The following is a 19,031-nucleotide window of genomic DNA, read 5'->3' on the forward strand; positions in this document are numbered from 1 at the left end:
TGGTTTTGTAGGGATGATCGGGGTATGGTTTCTTCCGGCAAAACCGACAAGAAGGAGAGAATCTTGTGAACAAACAACTCATAGAAGATACCCTCCGGTTGTTGCATACTGAAATGTCACCTATTGCCGGAATTGAGCTTCAGCCCTCTCCGGCTGCATGTGAACAGTTAATCTCGGTACTGGAACGCCATGATCTGGAATACAGCCGCAAAGTCAATTTGCTGGGTATTTACACTATTCTCACTTTGGCAGCAGAGCGCCATATGGAATGTATCCCACATCATCCCGACCTTACACGCAACATTTTGGATGGAGATTATTTGTATAGCTTTTACCTGCAGTTTGCGGTGAAATGCCGTGAGCTCGACTTAGTTGCTTATCTAGCTCCTTCGATCAAAAAAATGCAGATTAGACGGTCAAATGGAGACTTCGCGGAACATGATCCAGCTACTGGAATCGAAGAGTTCTTGATCCAAGAGTGCAGACAGCGTAATCGCACAAGCAAAGCCATTTGACAGGTGGGATCCATAAATGAAGCTGCATGAGGCCTTAAATATAGACATAAATGAAATCAACCGCGAAATCGTAAACCTTGTGGCGCGTGATAAAGATGTACCTAAGAAATCTCAGCTCGCGCAAAGTGTTCTAGAGCTTATAAATTCCGGTGGTAAACGCCTTCGTCCCCTCATGGTCATTGTTGGCAGTCGGTTTGGCCGTAAGGATACCGGCCGCAGAGCGCTTCAATTAGCTGCTGCTGCTGAATTTATTCATGCCGCCTCATTAATTCATGATGATATCATTGACCGTTCAGAGTTACGGCGGGGCGTACCCGCCTTACATATTAAGACGGGGACATTGTCAGCAGTACATGTTGGTAATTACATGTCCGCTCGGGTCATCGAGCTGCTGAGCAAATATACCGGAGATAAAAACAGATACGTTCATGACTTATCCTCTGTAGCCACCGCTCAGCTGTGTCTGGGTGAATATCAGCAAATGGAACATGCTTTTGATTATGAAATTACAATGGATCAGTATTTGGAGAAATCCTTAAACAAAACCGCTCTTCTTATGGCAACCTGCTTACGGGTTGGTGCTTTGTCCACTGAAAGCACCGAAGAAGTTGCCAATCTCCTTTATAATTTTGGAGAAGCCTTGGGGATGTCCTTTCAGATACAAGATGACTTGCTAGATTTCACACAGTCCGCCGATGTCCTAGGCAAACCTGCCGGTAGCGACCTGCGACATGGTCAGGTCACCCTGCCAGTGCTGTACGCCTTGCAGGACCCTAAGCTCTCGCCTGTGATCCGTGCAATCGGCCCGGATTCTTCCGACGCTGAAGTAGCACATGTGCTCACCCTAATTAACAATAGCGATGCCCTCGCTCGCGCTGAACGGGTCAGCCAGAACTATCTGGATAAAGCTGCAGCTATTGTGCAGCAGCTCTCCTCCTACCCGGCGCATGCTGATCTGGAAACGTTGCTGCAATATTTTGCGGACCGTGATCGCTAAAGAGTACGTTCTCATACTTAAAAACGGATACCTCCCATTCACTTGGGGGTATCCGTTTTTTTGATTTAAACACATCATTTCATTGATCTTGTCGCAAATTCAAACCGATATTTTTCCGCTTCAACAAGACAAGCTAAACACGCAAACGCAGCGTAGCGCACATGAGCTCGTTTAGTCATTCTACTCCATCGGACGTAATTAGGGAAAACCTCCCTAAAATTAGCTACTAATCGCTCGAAAACTACGATATTAGGGAAAACCTTTCTAATAAAGTCCACTTTAGCATGCTTTTAAGAGTAACCAGCTATATTTCAGGGAGAAATTCCCTAAAACAGAGTTTAAAAATAATAAACGTAATAAGATTAGGGAGGTTTTCCCTAATCTTTGCATTTAGCTTCCCCCTTACAGAGCGGGGAGCGAGTCAACACAAAAAAGGAAAGCTAGCGTAGCCAGCTTTCCGATTCCTTTGCCTACCCCTTTTGGGTAGGCTATTGTCTTTTGTTGTTAGTTTGCGGGCAATGCGCCAATGCTCAGCCAGCCGGCTCACCAAAGCCAGCTCTCTAACTAACATAGAAAAAATCAATCAGCGTACACAATAATATCACTATGCTGATTACCTGATTTAGATTATAAGAAGCCACCTTCATCAGCTTACGATTCGAAGGTTTTATTATCTTATGCTCGGTCATCAGGAGCAATGTAGCGATGCCAATCCCAACCAGATACATCCAGCCGAGATCCTGCCATACGTATAGGAATAATAGCAGCATAATCATAATGAAATGTAGACCTTTGGCGATACGCAGCGCATTCTCTAATCCAAAGAGGCTCGGAATAGACCATAACCCATGCCGCCGGTCAAATTCAATGTCCTGAGTGCCGTAGATAATATCAAATCCGGCAATCCAGAGCATAACTACCGTTCCGATCACAAACGGTGTAAATGCGATATTTCCAGTTACGGCAAACCATGCACCAATCGGCGCGGAAGCAATGACAAAGCCTAAATATAAATGGCTGAGAAAGGTGAAACGTTTTGTATAAGAATAAGTCGATATCAATACGATTGCTACCGGCGATAAGAGCAGGCAGAGCAAGTTGAGCATGCCTGAAGCCACAATAAAGATGGCATAATTGACAATAACAAAGACAACCACTTCTTTTTCTGCCAGTAACCGTTGTGGCAAATGCCGATGTGCCGTACGAGGATTCTGTTCATCAAACGTACGGTCTGCCAGCCGATTGAATGCATTAGCGCCATTACGGGCACCGATCAATGCAATCAGACCCCAGATCATTACATGCCCTGATGGCCAGCCCCCAGCGGCCCACACCATAGAGATAATGGCAAACGGCAGCGAAAAAAGTGTATGAGAGAACATCACCAGTTCACTGAACATTTTCAGCTTTAGGCCTGCAGTTTTAAAAATGTTTAGAATAGCCATTCGTTTTCCTCTTTCTTCGCTACTTGAAATTCATTGTATTAGACATTAAGCTCCGCAAGGACTTCATTCAGGTTGTTAAGCAGCCCGTCGATATCCTCTTCCGTAATAATCATCGGCGGTTGAAAGGCTAGTACGTTGCGTCCTATGCCATTTTTGCCGATCAGGTATCCTCTGTCTTTCATCGCTTCCAGTACTTGATCTGTAAGCGCCGCAGAGCCTTCAGCATTCTCACCGGCAAGCTCCGCTCCCAACATAAGCCCAATTCCCCGGACATCCACAATAAGCGAAGGATAACGCTCTTGAAGGGTCTTTAGCCCTGCTTTCAATTGTTCTCCGAGCAGCACTGAGCGTTCAGGAAGCCGTTCATCGCGAATATAATCAAGCACAGCCAGTGCTGTTGCAGCAGATACCGGATTGCCTCCAAAGGTTGAAGCCGACGGACGGTTCAGCGCAAGTGCAATCTCATCCGTTGTCGCAAAGGCTGCCACCGGAATTCCGTTCCCCAGTGCCTTAGCCATACTTATAATATCGGGCACTACGTCAAAATGCTCCATAGCGAATATTTTGCCTGTACGACCAAATCCAGTTTGAATTTCATCAGCGATCAGAAGTACGCCGTATCTCTCCAGCAAAATTTTGACCTCACTGAAATAGGTTGGCGTTGGCATAATCATACCACCATTGCCTTGGATTGGCTCTACGATCATTGCGGCGATAGTATTCCCCTTCTCCTCAAGCACTCGCTCCAAAGATTCCAGGGAGAGTGCAGCGGCTTCCTCCAGAGATAGCTCTGGATGATATGGGCGAGGAATAAACTCAACGTCATGATCCAAGTATTTATCGGTACGCCACATCGGCAGTCCTGTCACACTCATAGTTAGATTGGTACGGCCGTGTAGACCACTCTCCAATGCAATGAACCCCTTACGTCCTGTATACATCCGGGCGAGCAGCAATGCCCCTTCATTAGCCTCTGAGCCGCTGTTCACGAAGAAGGTTCGGCGTAGACTGCCTGGCATAACCTCTTCCAGACGTTCAGCCAAATCCACATTTGGCTGAGTTAAATAGATCGTAGACGTATGCTGCAGCTGCTGCAATTGCTCAATCGTACGTCCAGTTATGGCTGGATTGCAGTGCCCACAAGCGACTACAGATACACCTGCGAAGAAATCTGTATATTGTTTGCCATTTTCATCATACACAAACTGCATCGAACCTCGCACAAGCTGAGGCGCATCGCGGTAAAAATGCTGTGTACACGGATAGAAATATTGCTTACGCTTCGCCGCTACGGCTTCTCTTCCGATGAATTCTTGCTGTTCCATGATTATTCCCTCTCTTCTTGTGAAAATAGTAACTTATTGATAGAGTACTGTGCATTCTTCTTACTAGCAGACGATATTTTGTCCAGAAAAATAGAATTAGTTAAATTGCAGCGAACCTAGAGTATAACCCGCATAAATGGGCTCAAGACCACCTAGCATGTCATCTTTCACTTCAGTACGATTCATAGCTTGTTGATAAGAAATTATAATTTCACGCAACTGCTGAGCACTATACGTCGCTCCTTCAATACGGAAGCTAGATATGCCTAGATCAATCATCTCACCAAGTAACGGTAAATAGCAGAGCTCTTTTGCGAACAAAAGATGGCAACGGCCGTGCTGATCACGATATACCGGATTTTCACCTTTGTCTGTTTTTAGAACCAATACATTATTGTGCACATATTGATTATCCTCTTCAGCGATAGGCTCCATTACTTCAGTATTCTCATAAAGGTCATGTTCCATATACATTAGTGCAGGTGTACCATGTACAACAACTTCCAAAGGCGTGTCACAACGTGAGGCAAAGGTAGCAAAGTGCTCCAGCGTCATTTCCGGTGAAACCGAAAGCTGAGTCAAACCTATTTTTGCATATAATTGGGCTGAAAGATGATTGTAGACATTTAAACTACCATCTCCAATTAACGGATAACCTGTAGAGCTGTATCTGCGAATCGCTCCCAAATTAGTAACGATTATACCGTCGATCGGCAAGCGTTCTCCACCAAGCAATTGATCATATTGATCGAAATGCAGCTCGGTCATCATGCGTGGCAACCCTAAATATATTTTGCTATCGCCTTTTAGTTCACCAAGTTCCTTAATATCACGTTTTGTAAAAGGTCTGTCCGGTTCAAATACATCGCCCGGCAAATACAGACTATCCACACCCAGTTCCAATACTACGCGCGCCTGTTCCATATTATTCACACGTACAGCCAGCTTCGCTTTTGTTGTCTTAGGCTTCTTTTCTTGCGCCAAACGTTCCCGCAATTCCTCTACACGTTTTTCAGATAGCTCACGTTCTGCGGTTGGTGTGCTAAATACTTTTCCAGTGCTATAGAATTTGCCCGTACCTTCATAACGACGGTTGATATTAGCTAACCCTGGTTTACCAAAAGCATAAGCTGTCGAAAAGTCGCGCTTGCGGTTGTTGTACAGTTCTTTGGTATCAACCGTACGATCAAAACCAATCGGATCATCGATATATCGGTCAATGGCTTCGCCGTAGCTATTCGCCAGCATCACCATAAATTCCTTATCACGCATACGGCCCTCAATTTTAAAAGAAGTAATGCCTGATTCAATCAATTCCGGAAGATGCTCATACATAAACATATCTTTGACAGCCAGTGGATATTCAGCAGGATATACATATCCGTCTTTTTTAACCCGATAATCCCAGCGGCAAGGCTTCATACATTTCCCCCGGTTGCTGCTCATACCAAAAACATGGGAACTAAAGTAACAATTTGCACCATGCACAGAGCACATATCTCCATGAATAAAATATTCCAGCTCCATGCCACTCCGCTGACCAAGCAGCTTAGCTGTCTGCAGGTCCATTTCCCGCGAGGTAACTACACGAGTTACACCCAGATCACGCAGTGCATAGATCATCTCCAGGTTGTGAACATTCATCATTACTGAAGAGTGAATAGGAAGGTTAAGCTCCATCTCCCGAATAAGCTCCAACACTGCCATATCCTGAACAATCAAGGCATCCGGCCGAGCACTATCAAGAAAACGCAGGTATTCTCTAGCTTCTTCCACATCTTCCTCACTAAAAAGATTATTCACAGTGATATACACTTTTTTGTCTAGACGGTGAGCGATATCAAGTGCCTCTACAATCTCTTCATGAGTAAGATTATAACCTTTACGCATCATTCTCATATTCAATACAGGTCCACCAAAATAAACTGCATCACACCGTGATTGGATCACTTCCTTGAAAATCTCAAACGTTCCTGCGGGTGCGAGTAATTCAACTTCTCTACCGTTAAAATAACGTGCCATTCAAGTTCCCTCCCAAGTTGATACTACTAATAGGGAATGAGTATTATAACAAAGCTACTGCAATTCCCATGACCACAAACATCCCAATAAAAACAGTATCGAATTTGCCCCACCTTAGGCGGTGATACCGACTGCGGGGAGCATCCATGCGAAAACCGCGGGCTTCCATGGAATACACCAGATCCTGAGCACGCCTAAAAGCACTGGCGATAATCGGGACCAGCAGGGAGACTAACATCCGTCCCTTTTCCTTCAAAGGCAGCTCTTTTAGATCGGCTCCCCTTGAGGCCTGCGCTTTCATTATGATCTGCGATTCATCTAGAATCGTAGGAATGAAACGAAGTGAAATGCTGATCATCAGCGTGATACGGTCAGGGGATAAGCCAAGCTTTTTGAAGGGTGTCAAGATCCCCTCCAACCCTTGATTCAGCCTCCCCGGCGTTGTTGTGAAGGTCAGAAGCGCTGTAAAGGTGATAAGAAAGAACATGCGGATGACCGAAAATGCCCCTAATCTTAGCCCTCCCTCATAGATAGACCAGGAACCAAGAGTCAGCACTACCTCCCCTGTCTTCACAGACACCACCTGCACAATAAAGATAAATAACATTAAATAACGTAAAGGCTTAGCTGCTTTCAGGAAGTATTTAAGCGGAATCCGCGTGGAAGCCATAACGGCTATCGAAAAAATAGCCAACACAGCCATGGCCATCCACGAACGTGAGAGCAGGATAACAGCTACGTATAATAGCATGCCAGTGATTTTGGCACGAGCATCCAGCTTGTGCACCCACGAACCGGTCTCAATACTCCGACCTAAGATCAGTTTCTCATTCATGGTCATCCCTCTTTCCATCGGGCTTACCAGTGCTTATTGATTCCGCTGGCAGCGAAGCTATAAGCTCTGCCAGACTCTCAGCCGTCAAGCGGGGGACTTCATCCACAAGACCTAAATGATCAGCAACTGCACGCCAGTAACGAAGGGACTGAGGAACCGTCAAACCACACTGTTCCAGAATCGAAGGATCATCTGCAAGTGCCTTTACACTGCCCTGAAACGCCGTGCTGCCCTCTTTAAGTACAACCCAGCTGTCCGCATAAGGCAATAACTCATCCATCCGATGCGTAACGATAATGATCGTTCTGCCCTGCTCACGGCATAATCGCTCCAGCAAGCTGATTAGCTCTGCACGGCTAATGGGATCAAGCGTTGCCGTGGGCTCATCCAGAACGATGACCTCCGGGTCCATAGCTAGCACGGAAGCGATAGCCGCCTTACGCATTTGTCCACCGCTCAATTGAAAAGGATTCCGCTCCAGCAACGCGAGATCCAGCCCCATATCTGACATGGCCTGACGTGCACGTGACTTTGCCTCATCGAGACTCATACCGAAATTAAGGGGACCGAAAATGAGATCCTTTTCGACCGTATCTTCGAACATCTGCTGCTCCGGAAATTGAAATACCAATCCGACTCGGCGGCGCAGTGGCATTAGCTTAGGTGACTTCTCACCAGCCTGAATGGTTACATCAAGCACTTTTACCGTACCCTCGGTTGGTTTCAGTATCCCGTTAAACATTTGCAGCAGCGTCGATTTACCTGAGCCCGTCGCCCCCGCAATACCAACCATCGAGCCAATGGGTACACTGAGGTTAATGTCCCGGAGCGCCGTCAGCTTCCAGAGGCTTCGGTCAGCGTAGGTGTAACTTACTTGCTGTAATTCTATGGCCATAACGTGTCTATAAGCTCCTTTTCACTGATCGGAACATCCACATGAATACCCTGGTTCTGCAGCTCGCGTGCAAGGCGCCAAGGATAAGGTTCACGCAGATGGCATTTTTCCAGAAGCTCCTCGTTGCGGAACAACTCCGCCGGTGTAACATCTGCAGCCAAACTACCTCCATGCAGCGCAAGCACCCGATCCGATGCCAAAATCTCATCTGCATCATGCGTAATCATGAGGATCGTGTACTTCCCTTCTGCCCGCATATCCTGCAGAATGCCGAGAAGGTCATTTCTGCTTCCTTCATCCAACATAGAAGAGGCCTCGTCAAAAATGACGATGCCTGGTTCCATAGCAAGAATGGAAGCGATAGCAACACGCTGCTTTTGGCCTCCCGACAGCTCACCCGGATGCTTGGACAACAGATGATTTATTCCTAGTCTTGTCGTATAGGAGTGCAAACGTTCAGCCATCTCTTCGTACGGCAAACAAAGCCCTTCCAGGCCGAATAGGATATCTTCCTCTACAGTGGCTCCAATAAACTGATTATCTGGATTTTGGAACACCATTCCGATACATTGCCGAATGCTTCCGATCGTTTCCTCACTAAGCAGCATGCCACTAACCTCAATCTCACCAGCCCCCTTAGGCAGCAGAGCATTAAGCAGCTTGACCAACGTAGACTTCCCGCAGCCATTAGGACCAACCAAGCTGACCCATTGTCCTTGTGAGATAGATAACGTTATATTTTGAAGAATCGGATGCTCGGGATCATAGCCAAACGATACCCCATCCAGAGAGATGACTGCTTGTCCTTCTCCCTCTAAGTCTTGACCTTCGTATGATTCATTCATGTTAGTCATCCTTCCGCTGATGTGACTAATCAGTCCAAAAATTCTTCAAACAGCGATATTTTTGACAATGACGCCACCAAATAACGGACTGCATAGCCCACGGCAATTCCTGTTACTACCCCAGTGATCAGCAGCATGGGAAGATAATAAAAAATACTAAGTGATGCAAATACCATAGAAGCTGCCAGCAGCTGACCGATATTATGTGCAATCCCACCAGCTATACTAATTCCGATCAAGCTTATACTCTTACCTTTGCCACTAATCAGCATCAGCACAAACATAACAACAAAGCTAAAAAGTGAACCAAATAAACTAAACAGCAAGCTTGAGAAGGTACCTAGCAGAAATGCAGTAAGCAGTGTTTTGAGGATGACAAGCAGGAAAGCATCCCGTCCACGTAAAAAGTAAATACAAGTCAAAATCATAATGTTGGCCAGTCCGAGCTTAGCACCCGGCACCAGTCCCATCCCGGATAACGGAATCTGTGCCTCTATTAAACTTAACACTACTGCCACTGCGGCGAAAATCGCAATAATCACTGTTCTTTTTAAAGCTGTTGCAGATTCACTACTGGACATAGGCATCTATATCATCCTCCCCCGACGCACTGGTGATTTCGACTAATACTCTATGCGGTAGACAGACAATCGTCTGTTTGGGCAGGGTAATAAAACCAAAACCTAGGCAAACTTTATCAGCGCAATCGGCATCGTACATTTCAATCCCGTAATCATGCACCTTCAAAATGTTATAGCCGCGTTCCGTGCGGACCTCAATGGTTTGTTCTTCTTTTGTAAGCTTTACCGTTTTAAATAACTCACCGTCCACCGTTACATTGGCTATGAGATTTTTACCGGCCCCACCTTTGTCATCATTGTCCGAAAACCATCTCGGTACGAGAAAAGCGAGCGCAGCAATCAATACGATGGAAATCAGCCACACATCTGCGCGTTTCATAAAAATCTCCCTTATTTTTTAATTAAAATCCAGACTTATTAATTATAACGGTCTACCCTCAATCCTTCAATCAATGTTGGAGTTTATTGTCAGTTTTAGAGAGCTGTTCACAAAATAGGCACGCAAAATAACCCCAGCAGACACAAGCCCTTCGTCTCTGGCATTTTCAGTTGTAGTTTGTAGCGTTTGCAAAAATATCCAACTTACATTTTAGCCCATTTGCACCGAGATCGCCCATCTCCTCTGGTTTACTAGCTTTTCCGGAATAATTCACAATTAACCCAATTTAAGTTACTTTCGAAATCTAAGCGCTCCCTATCGAGGTTTGTTTCTCTCTAGAATCAAATAAACCTTATCTTGGAATTCATTATTATATTTGCCTTTTAAACAATAGTGTGTTATATTTATATGGTATTTGTTTTTCGATATATTGAATATCCCCACCAAGAAGATGTCAGGCCGACTATTATACACATCGGCATTTTGGACAAAGAGGCTTTATGTTTTCTTGCAGTACTCTTCCTTTTTATGAGATTAAATTCGAAATATAGCATTCCGATTCACACTGGCGCGGTCAATGGAGCCGCAAGGGCAAAAGAGAGGTAGGGCTTTTGTCGTATTGGAAGGATTATTCTCGCCACACGGCTGCTGGAAATAACAAGGAATCAAGACACCCGTTACTCACGAACGGCGGGGGATGAATATAACGAGAAAGCATGACGGTACGATCCTTATTCAAGGACTACGTCATGTGTGGAAAAATATAGGCGCCCGATAACCGCTACCTAGCGGATATCGGGCGCTGTCTACGTTCAGGACTTATTTTACATATCGGCTTACAAAAGCTGTTACTACATCTATATACCCCGCCTTATCCGTATCATAAGACAATCCATGCCCCGCTTGCGGCACTATGAGCCTCTCTTTTGGACTCTGGCATGCCTCATACAATTCATTCATCATAGCAAAAGGTACAAAGTTATCCGCATCCCCGTGAATAAAAAGAATCGGAACCTTCGCTTTCCGCACTTGTTTTAATGCAGAGGCTTCACCAAAACCATACCCCGCCTTCAAGCGGGTGATTAGACTTGCACTTTGAACGAAAGGGAAACTTGGCAAACGATACATGCGCCGTAGTTGGTAAGATAATTGTGCTTTTACTGAGGTATAAGCGCAGTCCGCAACAATAGCTTTTACCTGCGGCGGAAGATCTTCCCCTGAGGTCATTAGCACTGTAGCACCGCCCATAGAAACACCGTGAAGCACAATTTGAGCACTAGACCTAGTCTTTTTAATCATGTATTCAATCCATTGCAAATAATCTTTTCGTTCCGGCCAACCAAAACCAATGTAATCCCCTGCGCTATCTCCATGCCCCCTTGCATCGGGAATTAGGATGTTAAAGCCTAAGTTCTCGTAGTAGATTTTGGCGTACGCCCCCATATCCTTTGCTTTACCTGAATAACCGTGGGCTAGAATGGCTGTGCGTCCCGCAGCACGATTAGATTGGAGTAAGAAACCTCTTAGTTTAAGTCCATCTGCAGATACGATCTCAATATTCTCGAAGCTCTGGCGAGAGACCCAATCCTTCCCCTCCCCCCAAGAAGCTCCGGCAACCGGAGGATCAGCCTTCAGATTAGGATTATTACTTAGAAATACCTTTGGCGCTCGTTTAATAGCAATACCATAGAAGAAAAATCCCACATAGATTAGAATCCCTATGATGATTACAGCGCTAATAATGAACCATATCAATTCGCCTTCGCCATCCCCTCTTCATTTCTTTTGCAACAAGAGTATACCATCTACTTAGAATGCACCAAACTATCGCAATCATGACATACAAATAGAGCCGCCATCGGGACACCCCCCGAAAGCGACTCTATGTTGCTCTACCGTTTATTATTTATTCTTTTTGGAGAACTTGGTTCTCATTAATAATCCGATAAGTGCAAAACCTAAACCTGCTACATAGTAAGGTGCAGGACTTGATTCACCCGTTTTTGGCAATTCCTTCACAGGTGGCTTACCTAATGGGATCGTATCGTCCACTACGATGATTTCATCAGGTGTTGGTGTTGGCGTTGGTGTCACTGCCGGTACCGGACCTAATGGGATCTCATCATCATCAACAAGTACTTCTGTGCTATTCGACGGTGTTGGTACTGGCGCTGGTATCGGCGAAGCTACAGGCCCAAGCGGCACAGGATCTTCTGCAAGAACTATAGTGCCAATTACGGATGATGGCGTTGGTGTCGGGAACACCGAAGTCTCTGGTGTCGACGTTGGTGTTACCTCTGGAGTTGGTGTTACCTCTGGCGTTACCGTCGGTGTCGGTGTTGCTTCTGGTGTTACTGTCGGTGTCGGTGTTGCTTCAGGCGTTACCTCTGGAGTCGGTGTTACCTCTGGCGTTACCGTCGGTGTCGGTGTTGCTTCTGGCGTTACCGTCGGTGTCGGTGTTGCTTCTGGTGTTACTGTCGGTGTCGGTGTTGCTTCAGGCGTTACCGTCGGTGTCGGTGTTACCTCTGGCGTTACCGTCGGTGTCGGTGTTGCTTCAGGCGTTACCGTCGGTGTCGGTGTTGCTTCTGGTGTTACCGTGGTGTCGGTGTTGCTTCTGGCGTTGGCGTTGGTGTCGGCGTCACTGTTGGCGTCGGCGTTGGTGTCACTGTTGGCGTTAGCGTCGGCGTTGGTGTCACTGTTGGCGTTGGTGTCACTGTTGGCGTTGGTGTTGGCGTCGGCGTCGGCGTTGGTGTTGGTGTCGGCGTCACTGTTGGCGTAGGCGTTGGTGTCACTGTCGGCGTTGGCGTTGGTGTCACTGTTGGCGTCGGCGTTGGTGTTGGCGTCACTGTCGGTGTCGGTGTTGGTGTTGGTGTCACTGTCGGTGTCGGTGTTGGTGTCACTGTTGGCGTCGGTGTCGGCGTCACTGTTGGTGTTGACGTAGGCGTTGGCGTCGGTGTCGGACATGGTGTTGGTGTTGGCGTCACTGTTGGCGTTGGCGTTGGTGTCACTGTCGGCGTTGGCGTTGGTGTCACTGTTGGCGTTGGCGTTGGTGTCACTGTTGGCGTTGGCGTTGGTGTCACTGTCGGCGTTGGCGTTGGTGTCACTGTCGGCGTTGGCGTTGGTGTCACTGTCGGCGTTGGCGTTGGTGTCACTGTCGGCGTTGGCGTTGGTGTCACTGTTGGCGTTGGCGTTGGTGTCACTGTTGGCGTTGGTGTCGGCGTTGGTCCAGGTTCATCACCATCGTATGGATAGTGGTGAAATTCACCACCACCAGTCCCTTTGAGTGAAGCCGCCACTAAAGTACCGTTAATCTGACCATTAATAAAATCAACATGAGCATAGGGGGCAAGTATGCTTCCCATTACACCTATGCCTGCCATATCAATATACGCAGCTTGGCTAAAGTTAAGCAAAATTTTCTTGCTGTTCAACACGTTATTAGGTAGAAATCCGAAGTTTTTCATTTTTACGTTAGAACCATCAATATTAATAATTGCTGTAGATCCTGAAGGAACATTTATTGTAATTCCGTAGGTATTAGAGACGTTATCTCCTGGAACATTAAAAACATTGACCGCAGGATCTGTACCTGTCAGGGTAAGACTGCCATATTGGTACACTGTTGTTCCATTCGCCGGCAATGCTGCAAGTTCTGCTGATTTGTCCTTCAAAGACTGACCTACGGCTGAAAAGTCAATCGTACTCCCCTGTCTTTTTGTACCTCCCTTGAGGAGCGTTACATTCCCTGAAAAATCTCCCCCGTGCACGATATTCCCATAAACAGTACCTCCGTTGAAAGTAAGATTCCCTCCAACAACAAGTGTGTCAGTCAAGGAAACCTCAGCAGCGGTCAACCTATCTCCAACACTATAGTTGGTTAAGTTAACGTTACCTCCAGCAGCAAACCTTCCTTCCGTATCCGAAACCGTTGTTATATCCCCTAGAATAAACACGTTGTAGACCCCTGCAATTCCCAATGTAGAAGAACTACTAGCTCCAGCAACTCCAGCTCCTAATGAGGAAAGCCCACTACCTACCGTCAAAATCCCAGCTAATACAAGCGAGAGTAACGGTCTTATTCTTCTTTTCAAATGGCACACCTCCTAAAACTATGATTTATATTAATCAGAATAATTACCAGAAACTCTAAAGGACCTAACAACAAAAAAGACCGCCAAAAAGAAGTGGAATTCCCTTCTCATGGCAGTCGGACGGTCATTGTGCCTTTAAGACACTTTAGACTCCTGGACTTTGCGTCCCGCCCTTTCAGACGGTTTGCTATTATCATGACTATATATATGTATTACACTGCAAGTCCAGAACTGGTAGCCGAAGCATTCTCTCCAATAACCGTCTATGACTTTTAATACTTTTTGAATTAATAACAGTTTAGCGCCCGACACCCACAATTGTCAATCAATTCCTTTCGATGATTCCGCTCATTATTACCATACAAAAAAAAGCGCCTAAAGGCGCTTCGCATAAGGTTTTTCATTAAATTTTAAAGTAACTGTATATAGCCCAATATGGATATCCATAAGGGAACACTCAGAATTAAACCAAAAAACAATCCACGCTGGAGGCTGCCCTCTTTTTCCATCATAATTCTCCTTTATGTACGTCCGATACATTAATTTTTTATTATTACAATTTTAATATAATTTATTCTTCGTTATTTAGTTATGAATTTAATCACATTGGATAAGCTGTTTAGAAATACCATTGATTATTTTTGGAATATCGGGGTAGAATACGAATATACGTTCCTATTAGAGGTGATGAGATTCATGCATAGAGCAGAAAGCAGGGACAACATGCTGGTGAAATCTTATTTATTGCTTCCGATGATTTTATCAGCTTTCGAACGGGACTCCGCCATTTTATCTACACACTTACGAACACCCGCCCCTTATCTGGAGGTGCTTGGAACAGCTGCTGCAGTAGCTACAACAGATCTAAGGGATGTTCGTGCAGAAATGAGAAGACGGGGAATCAAGGTGTATGAGCAAAACAGACTTAATACGGGAATTGAAGCCAAGTATATATGTCGTGGCTATCACGAACGAATGCTGCTGTTGAATGACATTGTTGCGGCTCAGGCTGCCATCCATATGCGCAGATACCTAGGGCTGGATATTTCCTCTTTTAAGAGTTACGAAGAACAGTTTCAAATTAAATAAAGCTGTATAGAAGCCGCTCTACTCTCCCCCCATCAATTAGCGAACAAAAAAATAGGCCTTACCATGGGAGTTGGCAAGACCTGAGAGAGATATACCACAAAACACTGGGGGGTGTTTGGTGTCTTCAATATATACCTCGAACCTGAAAAAAAGCTGATAGGCACATAAAAATTACATTAAAAATATCATTCGCTGTTCAGAAGTGATTAGAGTGCTCCCACAAGCTTAGCCGACCTTTAGCTGGAATTGGATGGCTTAATGGATGAACCCCTTCAAGCTTCCAGGCAAACCGTCCTTCGCTATAGTCGCCAAAATCATATTCGTTCCCATTGATCCATTCCCTTAAATCCACCTCTGGAGTAACCACATAACATCCCGCGAGCTGACCTGTAGCAATAATAGCTCCTGTCGGCAAATTATTTGCTGTATAGCCATGTTTCGCCAATACTGATTTGTACGGTTCCTGTTCACAAATCTTTTTGTCAATCCTCATTCCGGCATGAATGCCTAACTCGCCGCGGTAGGCTGTTCTCCATGAACGAGTTTCAAACTCTTTTTCACCAAGAGCAATTAAGGTCGCCCAAGGCTGCCGTATTGTTATACACCGCATGATATCTATCCCCTTTGTTTATGTTGGACGTTTGTCACGGATGTCACGGATCTCGATCTCGCGTTGTGTAATCTTGCTCTCCTAGACTTGATAAATAATCCCAACCGTTTGGTCGATACTCATTTCCATGATTGATCGCCTCTAAAAATAAGAACATTCATTTTTATTATATACAAACAAAAGTTCTAAATATCAATATTATTGACATTCACCTGTAACTCCCCACAATTTAAACAAATAAAATAATTAAAATTGATAAAGGAGAATATAGTTTGTATACTAATCAAGTAGTTAGTGTGCAAACTATTTAAAGAGAGGAATTAATTTATGGACAACCCAGGACAGTTATTAATAAGAGTAAGTCTTGAAATGAAAAAAAGCTTAACAAAAAAACTTTCATTTTATAATGTAACAGCTCCTCAATGGGCAGTATTAAAAGATATATCTATTCATTTAGAAGGAACAACTCCAGCTATGATTGCAGAGCGAACTTACTCGGATCGCCCTACAATAACGGGTATACTCGAGCGACTTAAAGCAAAAGGACTTCTGGACATTAGAGATAATCCAAATGATAAACGATCAAATCTTGTATTTATTACAGATTCGGGAATGATAATTAAGAGTCAAATAGAAGTTCTTAGTGACGAAATCATGGATAACGCACTTAAAAATATTTCTGAACAAGAAATGTCCACGTTTATGAACGTGCTTAAAACGATCTATTTAAATATTAGTTAGGGAAGTGAGACTTATGATTCTAATCACAGGGGCAACCGGTAATGTAGGACGTGAAGTGGTTAACGAACTAAGGAAAAGTGAAACACCTTTTAAAATTGTCTCCCATCGAAAAGACAGTGAGTATGTTTATTTTGATTTTGAAAATGCTGATTCTTTTCGTCCAGCGTTAACAGGAGTGAAAAAATTATTTTTACTGCGCCCTCCTCATATAGCTGACGCAAAAAAATATTTCCAACCCCTCATAGATATCGCAAAGGAAGTCGGAGTTGAACACATTGTGTTTCTATCTCTATTGGGCGTAGAGAAAAACCCAATTGTTCCACACCATAAAATTGAAAAAATCATTAAAAAATCAGGAATTCCATATACTTTTTTACGCCCAAGTTTCTTCATGCAAAACTTAATTTCTCAACATGGGGAAGAGCTACGTAAAGAAAAGGAGATCTATGTACCCGCAGGAAAAGGCAAGACTAGCTTTATCGATGTTCGTGATATCGGTACTGTAACAGCTAGAATCCTAACTGAGAATGGTCATGAAAATAAAGGTTACTCGTTAACGGGAACTGAAGCGCTAGATTACTATGAAGTAGCTGAAATTTTATCTGAAGAGCTAGGAGAAACAATCAAATATGTTAATCCATCAGTTCTTCAGTTTAGAGATAAAATGTTAACAAAAGGAATTCAAAAAGAATTTGTAACTGTTATGATTGGAATTTACTTCACTGCAAAAATTGGATTAGCCAAAAAAATCACGCCCGATTTACAAATATTACTTGGTAAAAGACCCATTACATTCAAAGAATTTGCACATGACTATAAGTACGAATTAGTTTAATCATGGTGGTTTTTTGGCTAAACCATCAGGAAGCATTTCAGGATACATTGTTACTGCCGCGTGCGAGGGGAATCAATAAAGGTCGTCATAATGGATATGCTGCTGTTTATTCTTATATTGGTAATGTACTAAATGCTATGCCTGTGCAACCGATTTTAAACTAATGTCGTAACCACTAGAGGGGAAGGTCCATGATTCAAAAACCACGTACTACTATTAAATGGACTCTTATTTTTGTTTTTTTGTTATTAGTCACCGCCTGTAGTAAGAATGATGAAGTTTTGAAAGGAATTGTACATACAATAGATGTAGAAAATAAAAGAATTTTAGTAATTTCCGAATTAAAAGAAGAAGACTTGAACAAGGAATACAAGGAGGTGCTCGAATCTAATGAGTACTCTCAAGCCATTTGGGTAAATAAAGTTGCACCTTCTAAATATAAAAAAGGCGATGAGATTAAAGTATTTTTTGAAGTAAGTGATGATTCATTCCCTGCACAAGTTACCGCCAAAAAAATCACCAAAATCAAGAATTGAGCAAAAAGAATAGAATCTACTATAAAGAAGCGACGTCTCCAAAAGGGACGGCGCTTCTGTATTATGAATAATCTCTCCCGGACGAAACATTTGCATAATCTGAATATAATAATTCTGGAACATTCTGTAAACTGAAAAAGCTCACCAACCGAAGCCAGTAGGCATAATCCCAAGCATTTGGGAATTTACTCTTTGTTGGAATTACTGAAACCTTACGAAACAACTATAGGAGCTTATACTTAATTCTCATTGTTCAAAAAGCATCTCAATCTGGTGAAATACTAATAACATTCGTAGATTGGAGGTTTACCATGACAGAAATTGACGAGAGAAAATGGGGACAACAGGATCCTATCAAAGAACCACCAGATCGTTATGCACAGTTTTTAAAAGTTGTATCACTAACCTTCGTGGCTGTCACATTCACTATTATTTTCACTGAGATGAACAGGGGCAGCTTTCCCCTTAAGCTCATTTTCTTTGTTATTGGACAATTCTTCATTTATGGATATGTGATGAAAAATGTGTCCAAGACCTCAGAAAAATTCAAAAATTTCTGCAAGAAATTAAAAATAAAACTACCCATTCTCTACATTCTATATTTCTTGTTTCTCTTCTATATTGGGCAACCATATTTATAAATTTACTCTGTGCAAAAAAGTGACCCCACCACTTTCGGCAGGGTCTAGATCTATTTTATAAGGGGGTTATGTGATTACTATAATCCTCTTAGCTTAAATAAGTATGAAGCCCGTCTAAAGATTTGCTGAAATATTATTATTTTTATCGAAACCGATCAAATATAGTAACGTATCAATCTTAATTTTCAAATTACTACATATACAAAATGGAGGTGTGTATAAAGATGAAAATATTCAGTCTATTGCTTGTAGCATTGTCTTCCATTGGAGTAGTTGCCACATTCGGATTTTCAACATTCAGCTTAATCACAGGAATTATAGGAGGGCTTATTGCAGCATTTGCAATTTCAGGCTACTTGCAGTCTGTCAGACGTGATTACCCCAATGAGAGCTATGAGAATAAACAAGTTAAGTATCAATCGAACTATAATACTTGGTAAGCAAAAGCCCCACCTTAAACTGGTGGGGTTTTTCATATTCCCAAACACTTGTAAAATCACTTTGTGATATTAATGGTAGAAGAAACAAACGAGGGATAATGGCTAGCTGTAGAAGTGCTTTCACCGAAAATTCATTCCTTAGTTCATAGACTACTTGAGCTTTGTCTTGTTTGGTGATTTCCCCTTGTTTTGAACCTCTAGTTTAATCT

General features: G+C 43.7%; 20 protein-coding genes and 1 riboswitch. Of the genes, 8 read left to right on the forward strand and 12 right to left on the reverse strand.

The genetic code is table 11. From position 1 onward, the window contains the following. Positions 1 to 65: 65 nt before the first annotated feature. Entirely contained in the window at positions 66 to 515 is a 450-nt protein-coding gene (locus MKY63_RS07945) for a hypothetical protein (protein WP_036682535.1), read from the forward strand. 16 nt (positions 516 to 531) lie between these two features. After that, on the forward strand, positions 532 to 1,512 hold the full coding sequence (locus MKY63_RS07950; protein WP_036682537.1) for a polyprenyl synthetase family protein: 981 nt from the start codon (positions 532 to 534) through the stop codon (positions 1,510 to 1,512). 560 nt (positions 1,513 to 2,072) lie between these two features. Here MKY63_RS07950 and MKY63_RS07955 read toward each other — a convergent pair. The 11 genes from MKY63_RS07955 to MKY63_RS08005 form a co-directional block, all read right to left on the reverse strand. After that, positions 2,073 to 2,957, reverse strand: a complete 885-nt coding sequence (locus MKY63_RS07955) for a UbiA-like polyprenyltransferase (RefSeq protein WP_076141848.1) — start codon at positions 2,955 to 2,957, stop codon at positions 2,073 to 2,075. A gap of 38 nt (positions 2,958 to 2,995) precedes the next feature. Further along, positions 2,996 to 4,282 (reverse strand): aspartate aminotransferase family protein, encoded by a 1,287-nt coding sequence (locus MKY63_RS07960; RefSeq protein WP_076141847.1) that lies wholly within the window; start codon positions 4,280 to 4,282, stop codon positions 2,996 to 2,998. A 96-nt stretch (positions 4,283 to 4,378) separates the two neighbouring features. Further along, positions 4,379 to 6,304: a U32 family peptidase gene (locus tag MKY63_RS07965; protein WP_076272721.1), complete on the reverse strand. Its 1,926-nt coding sequence runs from the start codon at positions 6,302 to 6,304 to the stop codon at positions 4,379 to 4,381. A gap of 43 nt (positions 6,305 to 6,347) precedes the next feature. After that, positions 6,348 to 7,139 (reverse strand): energy-coupling factor transporter transmembrane component T, encoded by a 792-nt coding sequence (locus MKY63_RS07970; RefSeq protein ID WP_339812389.1) that lies wholly within the window; start codon positions 7,137 to 7,139, stop codon positions 6,348 to 6,350. Then, entirely contained in the window at positions 7,132 to 8,034 is a 903-nt protein-coding gene (locus MKY63_RS07975; protein ID WP_076215095.1) for an ATP-binding cassette domain-containing protein, read from the reverse strand. Before MKY63_RS07975 ends, MKY63_RS07970 begins: the two co-directional genes overlap by 8 nt. Continuing rightward, positions 8,025 to 8,879, reverse strand: coding sequence for an ATP-binding cassette domain-containing protein (locus tag MKY63_RS07980; RefSeq protein WP_051491165.1), 855 nt, complete (start codon positions 8,877 to 8,879; stop codon positions 8,025 to 8,027). The genes MKY63_RS07975 and MKY63_RS07980 overlap by 10 nt, the downstream gene beginning before the upstream one ends. 29 nt (positions 8,880 to 8,908) lie before the next feature. After that, positions 8,909 to 9,466 carry a Gx transporter family protein gene (locus MKY63_RS07985; protein ID WP_036681020.1) on the reverse strand — a complete coding sequence of 186 codons (558 nt, stop codon included), beginning with the start codon at positions 9,464 to 9,466 and terminating at the stop codon, positions 8,909 to 8,911. Continuing rightward, positions 9,450 to 9,839 carry a NusG domain II-containing protein gene (locus MKY63_RS07990; protein WP_036681022.1) on the reverse strand — a complete coding sequence of 130 codons (390 nt, stop codon included), beginning with the start codon at positions 9,837 to 9,839 and terminating at the stop codon, positions 9,450 to 9,452. Before MKY63_RS07990 ends, MKY63_RS07985 begins: the two co-directional genes overlap by 17 nt. An 819-nt stretch (positions 9,840 to 10,658) precedes the next feature. After that, on the reverse strand, positions 10,659 to 11,594 hold the full coding sequence (locus MKY63_RS07995) for an alpha/beta hydrolase (RefSeq protein ID WP_305953723.1): 936 nt from the start codon (positions 11,592 to 11,594) through the stop codon (positions 10,659 to 10,661). 147 nt (positions 11,595 to 11,741) lie between these two features. Continuing rightward, positions 11,742 to 12,104, reverse strand: coding sequence for an LPXTG cell wall anchor domain-containing protein (locus MKY63_RS08000; RefSeq protein WP_339812392.1), 363 nt, complete (start codon positions 12,102 to 12,104; stop codon positions 11,742 to 11,744). 326 nt (positions 12,105 to 12,430) lie between these two features. Continuing rightward, a complete protein-coding gene (locus tag MKY63_RS08005) occupies positions 12,431 to 13,930 on the reverse strand; it encodes a choice-of-anchor A family protein (RefSeq protein WP_339812395.1) in 1,500 nt (499 codons plus the stop codon). A 108-nt stretch (positions 13,931 to 14,038) separates the two neighbouring features. After that, positions 14,039 to 14,129, reverse strand: a riboswitch (cyclic di-GMP riboswitch). A 497-nt stretch (positions 14,130 to 14,626) separates the two neighbouring features. Between MKY63_RS08005 and MKY63_RS08010 the strand changes: the two genes are divergently transcribed. Then, positions 14,627 to 15,019 (forward strand): hypothetical protein, encoded by a 393-nt coding sequence (locus MKY63_RS08010; RefSeq protein ID WP_081386753.1) that lies wholly within the window; start codon positions 14,627 to 14,629, stop codon positions 15,017 to 15,019. Between the two features lie 196 nt (positions 15,020 to 15,215). Here MKY63_RS08010 and MKY63_RS08015 read toward each other — a convergent pair whose 3' ends face one another. Next, on the reverse strand, positions 15,216 to 15,629 hold the full coding sequence (locus MKY63_RS08015; RefSeq protein WP_076179467.1) for an ASCH domain-containing protein: 414 nt from the start codon (positions 15,627 to 15,629) through the stop codon (positions 15,216 to 15,218). A gap of 327 nt (positions 15,630 to 15,956) precedes the next feature. Between MKY63_RS08015 and MKY63_RS08020 the strand changes: the two genes are divergently transcribed. The 5 genes from MKY63_RS08020 to MKY63_RS08040 all read left to right on the forward strand — a co-directional run bounded on the left by MKY63_RS08020 (position 15,957) and on the right by MKY63_RS08040 (position 18,822). Next, positions 15,957 to 16,370 carry a MarR family transcriptional regulator gene (locus MKY63_RS08020; protein ID WP_339812399.1) on the forward strand — a complete coding sequence of 138 codons (414 nt, stop codon included), beginning with the start codon at positions 15,957 to 15,959 and terminating at the stop codon, positions 16,368 to 16,370. 13 nt (positions 16,371 to 16,383) lie between these two features. Beyond that, entirely contained in the window at positions 16,384 to 17,205 is an 822-nt protein-coding gene (locus tag MKY63_RS08025; protein WP_339812401.1) for an SDR family oxidoreductase, read from the forward strand. A 191-nt stretch (positions 17,206 to 17,396) separates the two neighbouring features. Then, a complete protein-coding gene (locus tag MKY63_RS08030; RefSeq protein WP_076103868.1) occupies positions 17,397 to 17,741 on the forward strand; it encodes a DUF3221 domain-containing protein in 345 nt (114 codons plus the stop codon). A gap of 311 nt (positions 17,742 to 18,052) precedes the next feature. Beyond that, positions 18,053 to 18,382 (forward strand): hypothetical protein, encoded by a 330-nt coding sequence (locus MKY63_RS08035; protein ID WP_076297301.1) that lies wholly within the window; start codon positions 18,053 to 18,055, stop codon positions 18,380 to 18,382. 224 nt (positions 18,383 to 18,606) lie between these two features. Further along, on the forward strand, positions 18,607 to 18,822 hold the full coding sequence (locus MKY63_RS08040) for a hypothetical protein (RefSeq protein WP_036682571.1): 216 nt from the start codon (positions 18,607 to 18,609) through the stop codon (positions 18,820 to 18,822). Positions 18,823 to 19,031: the final 209 nt, after the last annotated feature.

This window comes from Paenibacillus sp. FSL R7-0189, from assembly GCF_037969925.1.
Classification (GTDB): Bacteria; Bacillota; Bacilli; order Paenibacillales; family Paenibacillaceae; genus Paenibacillus_AQ; species Paenibacillus_AQ odorifer.